Origin of the sequence: Parasphingopyxis sp. (assembly GCF_052168275.1) — a bacterium.
Taxonomy (GTDB): Bacteria; Pseudomonadota; Alphaproteobacteria; order Sphingomonadales; family Sphingomonadaceae; genus Parasphingopyxis.
Map to the genome: position 1 here is coordinate 1 of NZ_JBQLZM010000040.1, position 12,507 is coordinate 12,507.

Below are 12,507 nucleotides of genomic sequence, written 5' to 3' on the forward strand. Positions count from 1 at the left end.
CCCCCGACTGCATCGATATTCCTTCAACTGGCATTCCGCGATGCCTTTGCAGCGCTAGAGTTTCGGCATCGAATCCGTCATCGCGAATCGCGTGTCGCCATCAGCGACGGCCCGTCAGCCTTTGTGACATTCTCATTACGGGAAGATGACATCGCCGGCCGTTTTTTCGGTAAATCGACACTGACCTTCGTGCCCCGGCCGGCTTCGCTCTCGATATTCAGCCTTCCGCGGTGGCGCTCGACGATATGTTTGACGATCGCAAGGCCCAGCCCCGTGCCGCCGAGCGACCGGCTGCGGCCCGGATCGACGCGGTAGAAACGCTCGGTGAGCCGCGGCAGATGTTCGGACGCGATCCCTTCGCCATGATCCTCGACGCTCAGCCGGATCATCGTGTCGGAGATCGGGCCGTAATGGACCTCGACCGGATCTTCGCCTTCGCTGTATTTCAGCGCGTTGCCGACGAGGTTGCTGACCAGCTGCGCGATCTGGACCCGGTCCCCGGCGATCCGCACGCTGCCCGACGCCGACGTGATAACGACGCGCGCGCTGTCGACGCCCTGGGCCGCGCAGGTCGAGAGACAGGCTTCGCTGATCAGCGGGCCGAGCTCGATTTCCTCGGCCGGCGCCCGGTATTTCTCGGCCTCGATGCGCGACAGCGACATGAGATCGCCGATCAGCCGCTGCATCCGGCTCGCCTCGCCTTGCATGATCTTGAGGAAGCGGTTGCGCGTCTTCTTGTCCTTGGCCGCGCCGTCCTGCAGCGTTTCGATATAGCCGAGCAGCGAGGCGAGCGGGGTGCGCAGCTCGTGGCTGGCATTGGCGACGAAATCGGCGCGCATCTTTTCCGCCGCATGGGCGCTGCTGCGGTCGGCGAGCCGGACGAACCGGGCATTGCCCTTGAGCTCGTGGATGACGAGTTCCCAGGGCCGTTCGCGTTCGCCGATCCCGACCAGCTCTATCGCGACGCGCGATTCCTCCGCGCCGGCCTCTCCGGTCAGCCGTTCGGCCGCCGCCGGATGGCGGATCGCGAGCCGGACATCCTCGCCGACGATATGCGTGCCGAGCAGGGCCTGGGCCGCCGGATTCGCCCGCACGACGCGGCGGCCGACGATTAGCAGGCTGGGATCGTCGATCGCGTTCATCAGCTCCTCGAGCGTCGGAAACAGCGATTCGTCGGGCGGTTGTTCGTCCGCCTCGGGCTCGTCTTCGGCGTCGGCCGGCTCGGGTTCCCGGTAACCGGCCAGCACAACGCCGCCGACCAGGCCGCCGAGACAGGCGAGCGCGACCGGCAGCGGCGGCGCGCCCAGCGCATAGGCGGCGATGCCGATGCCAAAGGTGGTTAATAGCGCGACAATGGCGCGAAGAGGCGTTATCTGGGCCATTCGGCGCCGTGATACAGCGCTATTGTTACACTCGCCAGTAGGCGGCAGGGTAAGCTGTGACTGGGCCGAACGGACGAAAACGCGGGAAGGACGGCATGAGCGAAGGACGCAAGGATACGGACGGCGGCGACGCCGGGCAGGGCATGGCGAAGCCGGGCCGGCGCCAGGTATTGGCGCTCGGCGCCGCCGCGGCGTCGACGGTCGTGACCGTGCGTCCCGCGCTCGCCCAGACCCAGGCCTCGATCATGGCCTGCGAAATTCCGATTCCCGATCCCGGCCGGATGGGCAATTATATCGCGGCGGACGGTTCGGTCGTGCCGCCGGGAACGCCGGGCGCCTTTCCGCCGCCGGGCCGCAACCTGGTCGGCGAGGAAGTGCGCGGTGCGTTACAGGCCGGCCGCACGATCCCCGGCTACGGCTATGAGCAGAGCCAGGCCTATACCAATTATATCCGCCGGCTTCAGACCGGCATGAGCGGCTTTACCTGCTACGCGTCGATCCAGATGACGCGGAGCTGACGCTCCCGCCGCTTTCCGCCATGACCGAAGCCGCCTATCGCGCCGATCCGCCCGAGGCCCGGCGCGTGATCGCGCTGGACGGCGTGGCGCTGATCTTCCACCGGCCTTCGGGCCTCACCCATATCGTCGCGCCGCCCGCGCTCCAGATTCTCGACGCCCTGGGCGAGGGGGAGGCTGGGCCGCAGACGCTGCTCGACCGGCTGAAGCGCGATTTCGACTTCGGCGACGGCGAGGATCTCGAAGCGGCGCTGGAGGCGCGTCTCGCCGAGCTGGAGACGGCCGGACTGGTGTGGCGGGCATGAGGCACGAATTGCGCGTGACGGTCGGCCCGGCCGGTTTCCGCATCGGGTCGGACTGGCGGCAGCCGCTCGACCGGCTGGCGGCGCTCTATCGGGGCTATCCGGCGCCCGATATACCGGATTTCACGGTCCGGCTGTTCGCCCCGCGGCCATGGCGGCGGTTCCTGCGGCCCTCGGTGATGATCGGCGGCGACTATATGCTGCCGGACGCCGCGCCGCTCTCGCTCGCCCATGGCATGCTCGCGGCGGAGATGGGGATGAACCTCCAGATGGCGCTCGGCCAGCGCCGCTACCTGCTGCTCCACGCCTCGGCGGTCGAGCGCGACGGCAGGGCGCTGCTGATGACCGGTGAATCGGGGGCTGGCAAATCGACGCTCTCCGCGCTGCTCGGCGAGCGCGGCTGGCGCTTCATGGGCGACGAGTTCGCGCTGATCGATCCCGAAACCGGGCTCCTCCACGCCTTTCCGCGGCTGGTCAGCCTGAAGAACGAGGCGATCGGGCTGTTCGACGGCGATGTCGATGCGAACCGGCTCGGCCCGTTGATGCGCGATACCCCCAAGGGCGATATCCGCCATCTGCGCCCGCCGGAAGCGGCGATCGCGAGGATGGCCGAGCCGGCGAAACCCGCGCTGCTGCTCTTCCCGCGTTTCGGCCATGCGCCCGATGTCCGCGAGATCGGCGAAGCGGAGGTCTTCGTCCGGCTGACCCAGGCCTCGACCAACTATGTCGCGCTGGGCGAGACGGGTTTCGATGCGCTGTCCGCGCTCGTGCGGACGGTTCCGACCCGGGCGGTCGACTATCCCGACACCGAAAGCGCGATCGCCAGCGTCGAACGGCTCTGGGCGGAGCTGGCGGCATGACCGACGCCCGCGTCCTGACCCGTGCGCTGGCCGATCCGGCGTCGACCGCCGGTCTCGATGCGGAGGGCTGGACCGCGCTGATCGCCATGGCCCGGGCCGAGCAGCTGATGGGCACGCTCGCGTGCCGTCTCGACGGGCTCGACCTGCCGCCCAAGGCGGCGGAGCTCTGCGCGGCCGCCCGCCGCTCCGCCGACCATGCGCGCCGCCAGGCGCTGTGGGAGGCCGAGATGGCGCGCCGGGCGCTCGCGCCGCTCGGCGAGCCGGTCGTGCTGCTGAAGGGCACCGCCTATGTCGCGGCGGGCCTGTCGGCGGGAATCGGCCGGTCGATCGGCGATCTCGACATCCTGGTCCGCCGCGACGCGCTCGATGCGGTGGAGCGCGCGCTGACCGGGCGGGGCGGCTGGGAATGGGTGAAGGAGGATGCCTATGACGACGCTTATTACCGCGATCACATGCACGAGCTGCCGCCGCTGATCCACAAGGAGCGCGACCGGATGATCGACGTGCACCACACGGTGCTGCCGCTGACCGCCAGGCCGACGCCCGACGCCGCGTCGATGATCGCCGAGAGCGAGGCGCTGGACGTATCTGCAGATTCAGGGGGCCTGCGCCTGCTCTCGCCGCCGGACATGATCTGCCATGCCGCCGCCCACCTCTTCGCCGACGGCGATCTGGCGGGCGGACTGCGCAACCTCTGGGACATCGACCGGCTGCTCCGCGATTTCGGCGAACGGAACGGGTTCTGGCCGGCGCTGGGGGCGCGCGCGGACCGCCATCAGCTGGTAAGGCCCGTCGCCCGCGCGCTGCGCCTCGCCGAAACGCTCTACGATACGCCGGTCGACGGCGATGTTGCCGGTCGTGGCAGGGCGGGCGACGCACTCTACGTCCGCCGCCTGCTCGCCCGCGACGGCTGGGGCCGGGAAACGCGCAAGGGCCTGCGCCTCGCCTTCTACATCCGCTCGCACTGGCTGCGCATGCCGCCCCCGATGCTCGCGCGGCATCTGTGGACGAAATGGCGGAAGGGCTAGCCCAGTCGGTCCAGCGTCGGCACCAATTCACTATAGTGGTCGATGACGGCATCCGCGCCTAGCTCGTCGACCGGTTGGTGGAGGAAGCCGAAGCTGACGGCGACGGCGGGGATGCCCGCGCCCTTCGCCGCATCCACGTCGTAAATCGAGTCGCCGACAAAGGCGGCGCGGGTGCCGCCTGTCCGCCGGATCATCTCGTCGATCGGGGCGCGGTCCGGCTTGCGCTGGCCGCCCGGAAGCGTATCGCCGCCGATGATCGCCGCGAAGCGATGGTCGAAACCCTTCGCCTTCAGAAGCTTTACCGCGAGCCGCTCATATTTGTTGGTGACCACCGCAAAGCGCGCGCCCCTATTGGCGAGCGCGTCCATCGCGTCGAGCAATCCGGGGAAGGGCGGCGAGCCCGTTCCCAGATGGGAGCCGTAATGGTCGACGAGTATCGGCAGCAGTTCATCGACCAGAGCCTCGTTGCTCTCACCTGATGCTTGCAGACCCATGTCCAGCATATGCTTCGCGCCGAGACCGATCATCGGGCGGACCTTTTCCTGCGACAGCGGCGGACGCCCGGCCTGGGCGAGGGCATGGTTGAGCGAAACGGTCAGCTCGTCGCTGGTGTCGAGCAGCGTGCCGTCGAGGTCGAAGCCGACCAGGTCGAACGGGAAGGGGGATAGCGTCATCCCCGCGCCATGCCGTCTGCCCTATGGAAATGGCAAGCATTTGCTGGCAGACCGCGCGGCGCCATGACCGATCATACCGACATCTCGCCGCCGGGCCCTTTCGCCGCGATCATCCTTGCCGCGGGCAAGGGCACCCGCATGAAATCCGGGCGCCACAAGGTGCTGCATCCGATCGCCGGCAAGCCGATGCTCGGCCATCTGATGGACGAGCTGGAGCTGCTGGGTCCCGAAAAGACGGTGGTCGTGCTCGGCGCGGGGCGCGAGGAAGTCGAACCCTATGTCGAGGCGCGCGGCGCGGTCGTCGCACTGCAGGAGCAGCAGCTCGGGACCGGTCATGCGGTGCTCCAGGCGCGCGATGCGCTGGCGGGTTTAGACGGCATGGTCCTCGCCTGTTTCGGCGACGTGCCGATGGTGCGCGCGCGGACGGTCGCGCTGATGCTGCACCGGCTGCAGGCGGACGAGCCGGCGTGCGTCGTGCTCGGCTTCCGGCCCGACGATCCGCTCGCCTATGGCCGGATTGTCGCCGATGCGTCGGGCCGGATCGAAAAGATGGTCGAATATAAGGATGCGAGCGACGAAGAGCGCGCGGTAACGCTCTGCAATTCCGGGCTGATCGCGGCGCGGGCGCTGGACATGTTCGCGCTGCTCGACCGGGTCGGCAACGCCAATGCGCAGGGCGAATATTATCTGCCGGACATGGTGATGGTCGCGCAGGCGGACGGGCGGCACAGCGCGGTGATCGAGGCCGAGCCGTGGGAGGTGGCCGGGGTCAACAGCCGCGCCGAACTCGCCGCGGTCGAGCGCGAATGGCAGGATCGGCGGCGCGCACGGGCGATGGCGGACGGCGCGACCCTGGTCGACCCCTCCACCGTCTGGTTCAGCCACGATACCGAGATCGGCCGCGACGTGACGATCGAGCCGCAGGTCCGGTTCGGCCCCGGCGCGACGGTCGCCGACGGCGCGACGATCCATGCCTTCAGCCATATCGAGGGCGCCAGCATCGGGAAGAATTGCGCGGTCGGCCCCTATGCGCGGCTCCGCCCCGGTGCGGTGATGGAAGAAGGATCGAAGGTCGGCAATTTCGTCGAGATGAAAAAGGCCGTGCTGGGCCCAGGCGCCAAGGCCAATCACCTGACCTATCTCGGCGACGCGACGGTGGGCGCGAATGCCAATATCGGCGCCGGCACGATCACCTGCAATTATGACGGCTTCTTCAAATACCGGACCGAAATCGGGGAAGGGGCTTTCATCGGTTCGAACAGCGCGCTGGTGGCCCCCGTGAAGATCGGCGCCGGCGCGATCGTCGGCGCGGGTTCGGTGGTGACGAAGGACGTCGCGGCGGACGCGCTCGGCGTCGCGCGGGGCGAGCAGAGCGCCAAGCCCGGCTGGGCGAAGAAGTTCCGCGAAGTGATGGGCCGGAAGAAGGCCGGGAAATAGGAAAGACATGGCGAACCGAATATTTGTCTGGTCGGCGCACCCGCGCGCAGGATCGCTCAGCGACGGACTGGCCGATGCCTATGCGGCGGGCGCGGAGCAGGGCGGGGCGGACGTGCGGGTCCAGAAGCTCAGCGCGATGGATTTCGACGCGCATTTCGAGGGCTATGTGCGCCCGATGCCCGAGCTGGAGCCGGACCTGAAGGCCTGGCAGGACGCCATCGCCTGGGCCGATCATCTCTTCTTCGTCCATCCCTATTGGTGGGGCGCCATGCCGGGCGAGGCCAAGGCGGTGCTGGATCGCGCGTTGCTGTCGGGCTTCGGGTTCAAATATCACGCCAAGGGCCTGGGCTGGGACAAGCTGCTCGCGGGCAAGACCGCCGATGCGATCATCACCTCCGACACGCCGCCGCTGATCGACACGCTGATCTACCGGAAACCGGGCCGCAGGGTGCTCAAAAACCAGGTGCTCGGCTTTTGCGGCGTGAAGGCGAGAAAGATCGTCCAGCTCGGCCCGGTCAAGACGTCGAAACCTGACAAAATCGACGGCTGGATCGAACGGGCGCGGCAAATGGGCACATCGGCTGCGAAACACTGATCGACGACCGGCGCGCGGTCGATGCGCGCGCCGGTCGAAGTCATCATGCGGCCTCTATTCGTACCACTGGCCCGTGCCGGACGAGGCGTTCTGGCTATGCCAGTGCATCGTCACCGAGCCGGTGCGCACGGCGCCCACCGTGCCGGTCTGGCTGCGGATCCCCCCGACGCATCCGAGCGCGGTGTCCGGCCCCGGTTCGCCGAGATAGTTGCAGCCATAGGCGATCGCGGTCGCGTCGGTCGCGCCGTCGCGGACGGCGTCGCACGCCATCGTCACGGCGAAGACGCCGGCCGAGGGCGGTTGATCCATGCCGACGCATTGGACCGCGCCGTTGATCGTGCTGCCGTCCGCCAGCGTGGTGACATAGGTTCCCGAAACGGTTCCGCCCCGGCCCCATGTGCCGTCCGGACCGATGCCGCCGACCATGGAGACATCGCCCCAGGTGATTTCATAGGTGAAATTCTCGGCACTGGCCGCGCTCGCACAGCATAGTGCGGCGGCAAGCATGCCGCCCCCCACGGATTTCCACATTTTTCTCTCCCAATGTTATCGTTGTCCGGCGGATGTCGCCCGGACACGGACCGCTCGAGAAACGCCACGGTCGCTCGGCTCGCCCGGACAGGGTAGCAAATCGTTACGCCTGTGTCATGATAACCTGAAAATCGGCTCGAACCGTCAGGGCGTCTGCGTCGCGAACCAGAATTCGGGTTGCTCGAGAAGGCCGAGAAAGGCGGCCAGCGCGGACGGGTCGCCGCCGATCCGCAGTGCGCCGGATTCGACCATGGCCGGCGGCGTCGTGGCGCCCAGCAGCAGGGCTTCGAAGTCCGGCCGGTCCAGCGTGACCGTCGCCGTCGGATTCTCGGTGGCGCGCAACCGCGGCACCAGCACCGCCGCGCCGATCTCGAGCGCGACCGTCTCGCCGGTGTCGGAGAACAGGAAGTTCAACGTGAACGGTTCGCCCTGCAGCCGCTCCGGCGCGTAGCGGGCGGCGAGCATGTCGAACAGGTCGAGCGTCGGCACCGCGCGGAGGAAATCGGCATTGCCGAGCCGCGTGCCCCCCGTCTGCGGCACGCCGTCGCGCAATTCGCTCGCGGCGGTCAGGTAATAGCTGCGCCAGGGGCCGCTCTCGGCCTGGAAACCGAGCTGCTCATAGGCGGCGGCGAGCCAGGCCCGGCCCTGTCCGTCCGCGGGCGCGGCGAAGACGAGATGGTTGAGGATCTCGGACGCCCAGCGATAGTCGCCGGCATCGAACGCCGCGATGCCCCGCGCCAGCACCGCCTCGCGCCCGCCCATCGCCTCGACATAGCGCGCCGCCGATTGTTCGTGCGGCAGGCGATGATAGTCGGCCATCACGCCGCCCCACCAGCCGAAATAATGCTGGTAGACGGCTTTGGCATTGTGGTTGAGCGTTCCGTAATAGCCGCGCGTGTCGAACGCGTCCCGCGTGAACGCCGGTTCGGGAATCGCCTCGGCCGCCTCGACCATCGTCGCGCCGCTATTCGCACGCCGCAGCGTCTGGTCGTGGATGTACCGGTAGATATCCCGCTGTCCGGTGAGAAAGGCGGTCACGTTGTCGGCGCCCCAGCTCGGCCAGTGATGCGAGGCGAGGACGACGTCGGACCGGTCGCCATATTCGATCAGCACATGGTCGATCGCCCGGCTCCAGGCGAGCGCGTCGCGGACCCGCGCGCCGCGCATGGTGAGCACATTATGCAGCGTGCCGGTGGCGACTTCCGCCGTGTGCAGCGCCCGGTGCGCGGGCAGGTAGAACATGAACTCGGCCGGCGCCTCGGTTCCCGCGGCATCGACGAACTCGAACGCGATGCCGTCGATCGTCCGGCGCGTGCCCCGGCCCTCGATTTCCTCGGTCGGCGGGATCAGGCTGACGGTTCCGCGCGGGACGCCGGGCCCGAGCCCGGAGCCGATATGCGAGGCGGGCGAGGGGGGAATGATCTGGCCGAACATCAGCGTCGCGCGCCGGCTCATATGCGGTCCGGCGAGCAGGTTTTCGGCGACCGCGGTTTCGGAAAAGCCGATCGGCGCGAGCACGGGCACGGTGCGCGCCGCAATCTCCGCCTCGTCGATGATGCCGCGCGCGCCGCCGAAATGGTCGGCATGCGAATGGGTGTAGATCATGCCGGTGACCGGGCGCTCGCCGAGCGTGTCCTGCACCAGCGCGAGCGCGGCGGCGGCGGTTTCGGTCGTGGTCAGCGGATCGACGATGATCCAGCCCGTCTCGCCCGCGATGACCGTCATCACCGAGAGGTCGTAGCCGCGCACCTGCCAGATCCCCTCGGTCACCTCGAACAGCCCGTGTTCGGCCGCCAGCGCCGATTGGCGCCAGAGCGAGGGATTGGCGGTATCCGGGGCGTCGCCGGCGAGAAACGCCTGTGCCGCGATCGGCCAGACGATCGAACCGTCCGCGGCGCGGATGGCGTCGGCGTCGATCTGCGCGATGCGGCCGCGCGCCGCGTCTTCGAAATCGCTCCGGTCCCCGAGCGGCAGCCGCGTCGCGACCGCCGCATTGGCCGCGCGCGTCGCTTCGGTGGCGGTGCCGGGGGCGGGCGGTTCGCGCAGCTCGGCCGGCTGCGCCAGCGCCGGGACGGCGATCAGGGCGAAGGCGAGGGAAAGGAAGGGCCGCTTCATCGGTCGTCTCCAATCGGTCTTTTTGGGCGACGGTATGATAGATCGCGCGGGCCGAGTCACGCGGCGGCGGAGGCGGATCAGCCGTCGATCAGGTGGCGGGGACCCGGCCCCCGGATGCCCGCCCGGTCTTCCGGATTGTAAAGCCGGCATTTTTTCAGGCTCAGGCAGCCGCAGCCGATACAGCCGTCGAGCCGGTCGCGCGTGCGCTCGAGTTCGGCGATGCGGGCGTCGATCGTGCCGCGAATCGCCTTGCTGATCCGGGTCCAGTCGCGCTGGGTCGGGGCGCGGCCCTGGGGCAGTTTCGCGAGCTGGGCCTCGATCTCGCCGATCGACAGGCCGAGCTGCTGCGCGATCAGCACGAAGGAGAGGCGGCGGATGTCGGAGCGCAGGAACCGGCGCTGGCCGCCCCGGCTCCGCAGCGGATGGACGAGCCCTTTCTCCTCGTAGAAGCGGATCGCGGATACCGAGAGGCCGGTCCGCGCCGCCAGATCGCCGATCGAGAGCAAAGCCGTTTGCGCCATGACTGTGATCGCCTTTTTCGTTCAATATCGAGGTTGATCTCAACTTAGCTTGAGGTTGTAGATCAGGCAACCGGGGCAGCGATGCGTCGGGAAAAATCCGACAGCACGCCTGCCCGGAACGCGAAGGAGGCGCAGCAATGACGAACGCACGTATCGAACATGTGAATATCACGGTGACCGACCCCCACCGGTCGGCCGACCTGATGCACGAACTGTTCGGCTGGGAGATCCGCTGGGAAGGGCCGGCGATGGCCGGCGGTCATACGATCCATGTCGGCAGCGACGAGGACTATCTCGCGCTCTACACGAACAACGCCGTCCGCAATGCCGACCCGCATTTCGACAAGGGCAAGCCGTTCAACCATGTCGGCGTCGTCGTCGACGATCTCGACGCGGTCGAGCGCAAGGTGATCGCCGCGGGGCTCGAGCCCTTCTCCCGCGAAAAATACGATCCGGGCGAACGCTTCTACTTTTTCGACTGGAACGGGATCGAGTTCGAGGTCGTCAGCTATGCCTGAGCGGCGCGAACCGACGCGTTGGCAGGCTTTCTGTGCGGCCATGGCGCGGCACGGCCATGGCCGTGTCTGCGACATTTCGGCAGTGGCGGCGCGGCGGGCTCCGCCGCATCGCTGCCCAGACAGGCGACGGCCGCAGGGGCGATCGCGGGCGCAGACGGCGAATCCGGCGAGGGAACCCGTTCCATTCACTTGATGCTTTCCGTTTTCCGTCTAAACACGCGGGCAATCCCGCGTGCGCGGGCGTGAAGGAAACAAGACCATATGTGTGGAATCATCGGGATACTCGGCAAGGACAATGTCACCGACCGGCTGGTCGAGGGGCTGCGCCGGCTCGAATATCGGGGCTATGACAGCGCCGGCGTCGCGACCCTGTCCGGCGGACGGATCGAACGCCGCCGCGCCGAGGGCAAGCTCGACAATCTCGTCGCCGTCCTCGCCGAGGATCCGGTCGACGGCGTCACCGGTATCGCCCATACCCGCTGGGCGACGCATGGCGCGCCGACCACCGACAATGCGCATCCCCATGCGACCGGCGAGGTCGCGCTCGTCCACAACGGCATCATCGAGAATTTCAAGGAGCTGCGCGACGAACTGCTCGCGCGCGGCCGGACGTTCGAAAGCGAGACCGATACCGAGGTCGTCGCGCACCTGATTTCCGAACAGATCGAGGCCGGCGTCGCCCCGCGCGAGGCGGTCCGCAAGACGCTCGACCGGCTGCATGGCGCCTTCGCGCTGGCGATCATGTTCCGGAGCGATCCGGACCTGCTGATCGGCGCCCGGCTCGGTTCGCCGCTGGTCGTCGGCCATGGCGACGGCGAAAGCTTTTTCGGGTCCGATGCGCTGGCGCTCGCGCCCTTCACGCAGAAGATCAGCTATCTCGAGGAGGGCGACATGGTCGTCATCACGCGGGACTCGACGCTGATCTACGACGAACGGGACGAGCTCGTCGCCCGTCCCGTGGCGCTGTCGGGGGCGTCGGCCGCGGCGAACGAAAAGGGCAATCACGCCCATTTCATGCAGAAGGAAATCTTCGAACAGCCGATCGTCGTCGCCCAGACCCTCCAGAGCTATCTGCGGCCGCTCGAGGAGCAGGTCGCGCTGCCCGACATGCAGTTCGATCTAGCCGGGTTCGACCGGATTTCCATCGTCGCCTGCGGGACGAGCAGCTATGTCGCGATGATCGGCAAATACTGGATCGAGCAGTTCGCACGCGTGCCGGTCGAGGTCGATGTCGCCTCCGAATTCCGTTACCGCGAGCCTGTTCTCACCGAAAACCAGCTGGCGCTGTTCATCTCGCAATCGGGCGAGACTGCGGACACCCTGGCGGCGCTCAAACATTGCAAGAAGGCGGGCGTGAAGACGGCCGGGATCATCAACGTCCCGACCAGTTCGATGGCGCGCGAGGTGGACCTGCTGCTCTCGACCCATGCCGGTCCCGAGATCGGCGTCGCCTCGACCAAGGCGTTCACCTGCCAGCTGGCCGTGATGGCGGCCTTCGCCACCAACCTGGCGCGCGCCAAGGGCAAGCTCGATCCCGATGCCGAGCGCGAGATCGTCCGCCACCTGTCCGAGGCGCCCGAGGCGATGAACGCGGCGCTCGACCATGACGAGGATATCGCCGCGATGGCCGGAACGATCGCCGAGGCGCGCGACGTGCTCTATCTCGGCCGCGGTCCCGACTATCCGATGGCGCTCGAAGGCGCGCTGAAGCTCAAGGAAATCAGCTATATCCACGCCGAAGGCTATGCGTCGGGCGAGATGAAGCACGGGCCGATCGCGCTGATCGACGACGCCGTGCCGCTGATCGTGATCGCGCCGTCGGGGCCGCTGTTCGAAAAGACGGTGTCCAACATGCAGGAGGCCCAGGCGCGCGGGGCGCAGGTCGTGCTGATTTCCGATGCGGACGGCATCGCCAAGGCGGGCGAGGGGACGATCGCGACGATCGAGATGCCCAAGGTCCACCCGCTGATCGCTCCGCTCGTCTATGCGATTCCCGTGCAGCTGCTCGCCTATCATGTGGCCGTGGCGA

General features: G+C 67.9%; 13 protein-coding genes. 8 read left to right on the forward strand and 5 right to left on the reverse strand.

Features of this window, described 5'->3' with window-relative positions:
- Positions 1 to 77: 77 nt before the first annotated feature.
- Positions 78 to 1,382: a sensor histidine kinase gene (locus tag ACTS1X_RS03590; protein ID WP_442613008.1), complete on the reverse strand. Its 1,305-nt coding sequence runs from the start codon at positions 1,380 to 1,382 to the stop codon at positions 78 to 80.
- Between the two features lie 95 nt (positions 1,383 to 1,477).
- On the opposite strand from ACTS1X_RS03590, the gene ACTS1X_RS03595 reads away from it, so the two are divergent.
- The 4 genes from ACTS1X_RS03595 to ACTS1X_RS03610 are packed head-to-tail and all read left to right on the forward strand — an operon-like array spanning position 1,478 to position 4,087.
- Positions 1,478 to 1,900 (forward strand): hypothetical protein, encoded by a 423-nt coding sequence (locus tag ACTS1X_RS03595; RefSeq protein ID WP_442613009.1) that lies wholly within the window; start codon positions 1,478 to 1,480, stop codon positions 1,898 to 1,900.
- Between the two features lie 20 nt (positions 1,901 to 1,920).
- Positions 1,921 to 2,202: an HPr-rel-A system PqqD family peptide chaperone gene (locus ACTS1X_RS03600; protein ID WP_442613010.1), complete on the forward strand. Its 282-nt coding sequence runs from the start codon at positions 1,921 to 1,923 to the stop codon at positions 2,200 to 2,202.
- The gene (locus tag ACTS1X_RS03605; RefSeq protein ID WP_442613011.1) at positions 2,199 to 3,059 is read left to right on the forward strand and encodes an HprK-related kinase A; all 861 of its coding nucleotides are present in this window, start codon (positions 2,199 to 2,201) and stop codon (positions 3,057 to 3,059) included. Before ACTS1X_RS03600 ends, ACTS1X_RS03605 begins: the two co-directional genes overlap by 4 nt.
- On the forward strand, positions 3,056 to 4,087 hold the full coding sequence (locus tag ACTS1X_RS03610; RefSeq protein ID WP_442613012.1) for a nucleotidyltransferase domain-containing protein: 1,032 nt from the start codon (positions 3,056 to 3,058) through the stop codon (positions 4,085 to 4,087). The genes ACTS1X_RS03605 and ACTS1X_RS03610 overlap by 4 nt, the downstream gene beginning before the upstream one ends.
- Here ACTS1X_RS03610 and ACTS1X_RS03615 read toward each other — a convergent pair.
- The gene (locus tag ACTS1X_RS03615) at positions 4,084 to 4,761 is read right to left on the reverse strand and encodes an HAD-IA family hydrolase (RefSeq protein WP_442613013.1); all 678 of its coding nucleotides are present in this window, start codon (positions 4,759 to 4,761) and stop codon (positions 4,084 to 4,086) included. The genes ACTS1X_RS03610 and ACTS1X_RS03615 overlap by 4 nt on opposite strands.
- A gap of 63 nt (positions 4,762 to 4,824) precedes the next feature.
- Between ACTS1X_RS03615 and glmU the strand changes: the two genes are divergently transcribed.
- Both glmU and ACTS1X_RS03625 read left to right on the forward strand, forming a co-directional pair.
- Entirely contained in the window at positions 4,825 to 6,198 is a 1,374-nt protein-coding gene (glmU, locus tag ACTS1X_RS03620) for a bifunctional UDP-N-acetylglucosamine diphosphorylase/glucosamine-1-phosphate N-acetyltransferase GlmU (protein WP_442613014.1), read from the forward strand.
- 7 nt (positions 6,199 to 6,205) lie between these two features.
- Positions 6,206 to 6,793, forward strand: coding sequence for an NAD(P)H-dependent oxidoreductase (locus ACTS1X_RS03625; protein WP_442613015.1), 588 nt, complete (start codon positions 6,206 to 6,208; stop codon positions 6,791 to 6,793).
- Between the two features lie 54 nt (positions 6,794 to 6,847).
- Here the strand turns inward: ACTS1X_RS03625 and ACTS1X_RS03630 are convergent, their stop codons facing one another.
- From ACTS1X_RS03630 to soxR, 3 genes are all read right to left on the reverse strand, one after another.
- Positions 6,848 to 7,324 carry a hypothetical protein gene (locus tag ACTS1X_RS03630; protein ID WP_442613016.1) on the reverse strand — a complete coding sequence of 159 codons (477 nt, stop codon included), beginning with the start codon at positions 7,322 to 7,324 and terminating at the stop codon, positions 6,848 to 6,850.
- Between the two features lie 144 nt (positions 7,325 to 7,468).
- The gene (locus tag ACTS1X_RS03635) at positions 7,469 to 9,439 is read right to left on the reverse strand and encodes an alkyl/aryl-sulfatase (RefSeq protein ID WP_442613017.1); all 1,971 of its coding nucleotides are present in this window, start codon (positions 9,437 to 9,439) and stop codon (positions 7,469 to 7,471) included.
- Positions 9,440 to 9,516: 77 nt separating this feature from the next.
- Positions 9,517 to 9,960 (reverse strand): redox-sensitive transcriptional activator SoxR, encoded by a 444-nt coding sequence (soxR, locus tag ACTS1X_RS03640; protein ID WP_442613018.1) that lies wholly within the window; start codon positions 9,958 to 9,960, stop codon positions 9,517 to 9,519.
- A gap of 137 nt (positions 9,961 to 10,097) precedes the next feature.
- Here soxR and ACTS1X_RS03645 point away from each other — a divergent pair, with 137 nt between their 5' ends.
- Together ACTS1X_RS03645 and glmS are read left to right on the forward strand one after the other, a co-directional pair.
- The gene (locus tag ACTS1X_RS03645; RefSeq protein ID WP_442613019.1) at positions 10,098 to 10,478 is read left to right on the forward strand and encodes a VOC family protein; all 381 of its coding nucleotides are present in this window, start codon (positions 10,098 to 10,100) and stop codon (positions 10,476 to 10,478) included.
- A 261-nt stretch (positions 10,479 to 10,739) separates the two neighbouring features.
- A partial coding sequence (gene glmS / locus ACTS1X_RS03650; RefSeq protein ID WP_442613020.1) for a glutamine--fructose-6-phosphate transaminase (isomerizing) occupies positions 10,740 to 12,507 on the forward strand: 1,768 nt, incomplete at its 3' end.

Bases quoted from the DNA above. Each gene is read 5' to 3' on its own strand.
- ACTS1X_RS03590 (WP_442613008.1), bottom strand. From the start codon at position 1,382: ATGGCCCAGATAACGCCTCTTCGCGCCATTGTCGCGCTATTAACCACC.
- ACTS1X_RS03595 (WP_442613009.1), top strand. From the start codon at position 1,478: ATGAGCGAAGGACGCAAGGATACGGACGGCGGCGACGCCGGGCAGGGC.
- ACTS1X_RS03600 (WP_442613010.1), top strand. From the start codon at position 1,921: ATGACCGAAGCCGCCTATCGCGCCGATCCGCCCGAGGCCCGGCGCGTG.
- ACTS1X_RS03605 (WP_442613011.1), top strand. From the start codon at position 2,199: ATGAGGCACGAATTGCGCGTGACGGTCGGCCCGGCCGGTTTCCGCATC.
- ACTS1X_RS03610 (WP_442613012.1), top strand. From the start codon at position 3,056: ATGACCGACGCCCGCGTCCTGACCCGTGCGCTGGCCGATCCGGCGTCG.
- ACTS1X_RS03615 (WP_442613013.1), bottom strand. From the start codon at position 4,761: ATGACGCTATCCCCCTTCCCGTTCGACCTGGTCGGCTTCGACCTCGAC.
- glmU (WP_442613014.1), top strand. From the start codon at position 4,825: ATGACCGATCATACCGACATCTCGCCGCCGGGCCCTTTCGCCGCGATC.
- ACTS1X_RS03625 (WP_442613015.1), top strand. From the start codon at position 6,206: ATGGCGAACCGAATATTTGTCTGGTCGGCGCACCCGCGCGCAGGATCG.
- ACTS1X_RS03630 (WP_442613016.1), bottom strand. From the start codon at position 7,324: ATGTGGAAATCCGTGGGGGGCGGCATGCTTGCCGCCGCACTATGCTGT.
- ACTS1X_RS03635 (WP_442613017.1), bottom strand. From the start codon at position 9,439: ATGAAGCGGCCCTTCCTTTCCCTCGCCTTCGCCCTGATCGCCGTCCCG.
- soxR (WP_442613018.1), bottom strand. From the start codon at position 9,960: ATGGCGCAAACGGCTTTGCTCTCGATCGGCGATCTGGCGGCGCGGACC.
- ACTS1X_RS03645 (WP_442613019.1), top strand. From the start codon at position 10,098: ATGACGAACGCACGTATCGAACATGTGAATATCACGGTGACCGACCCC.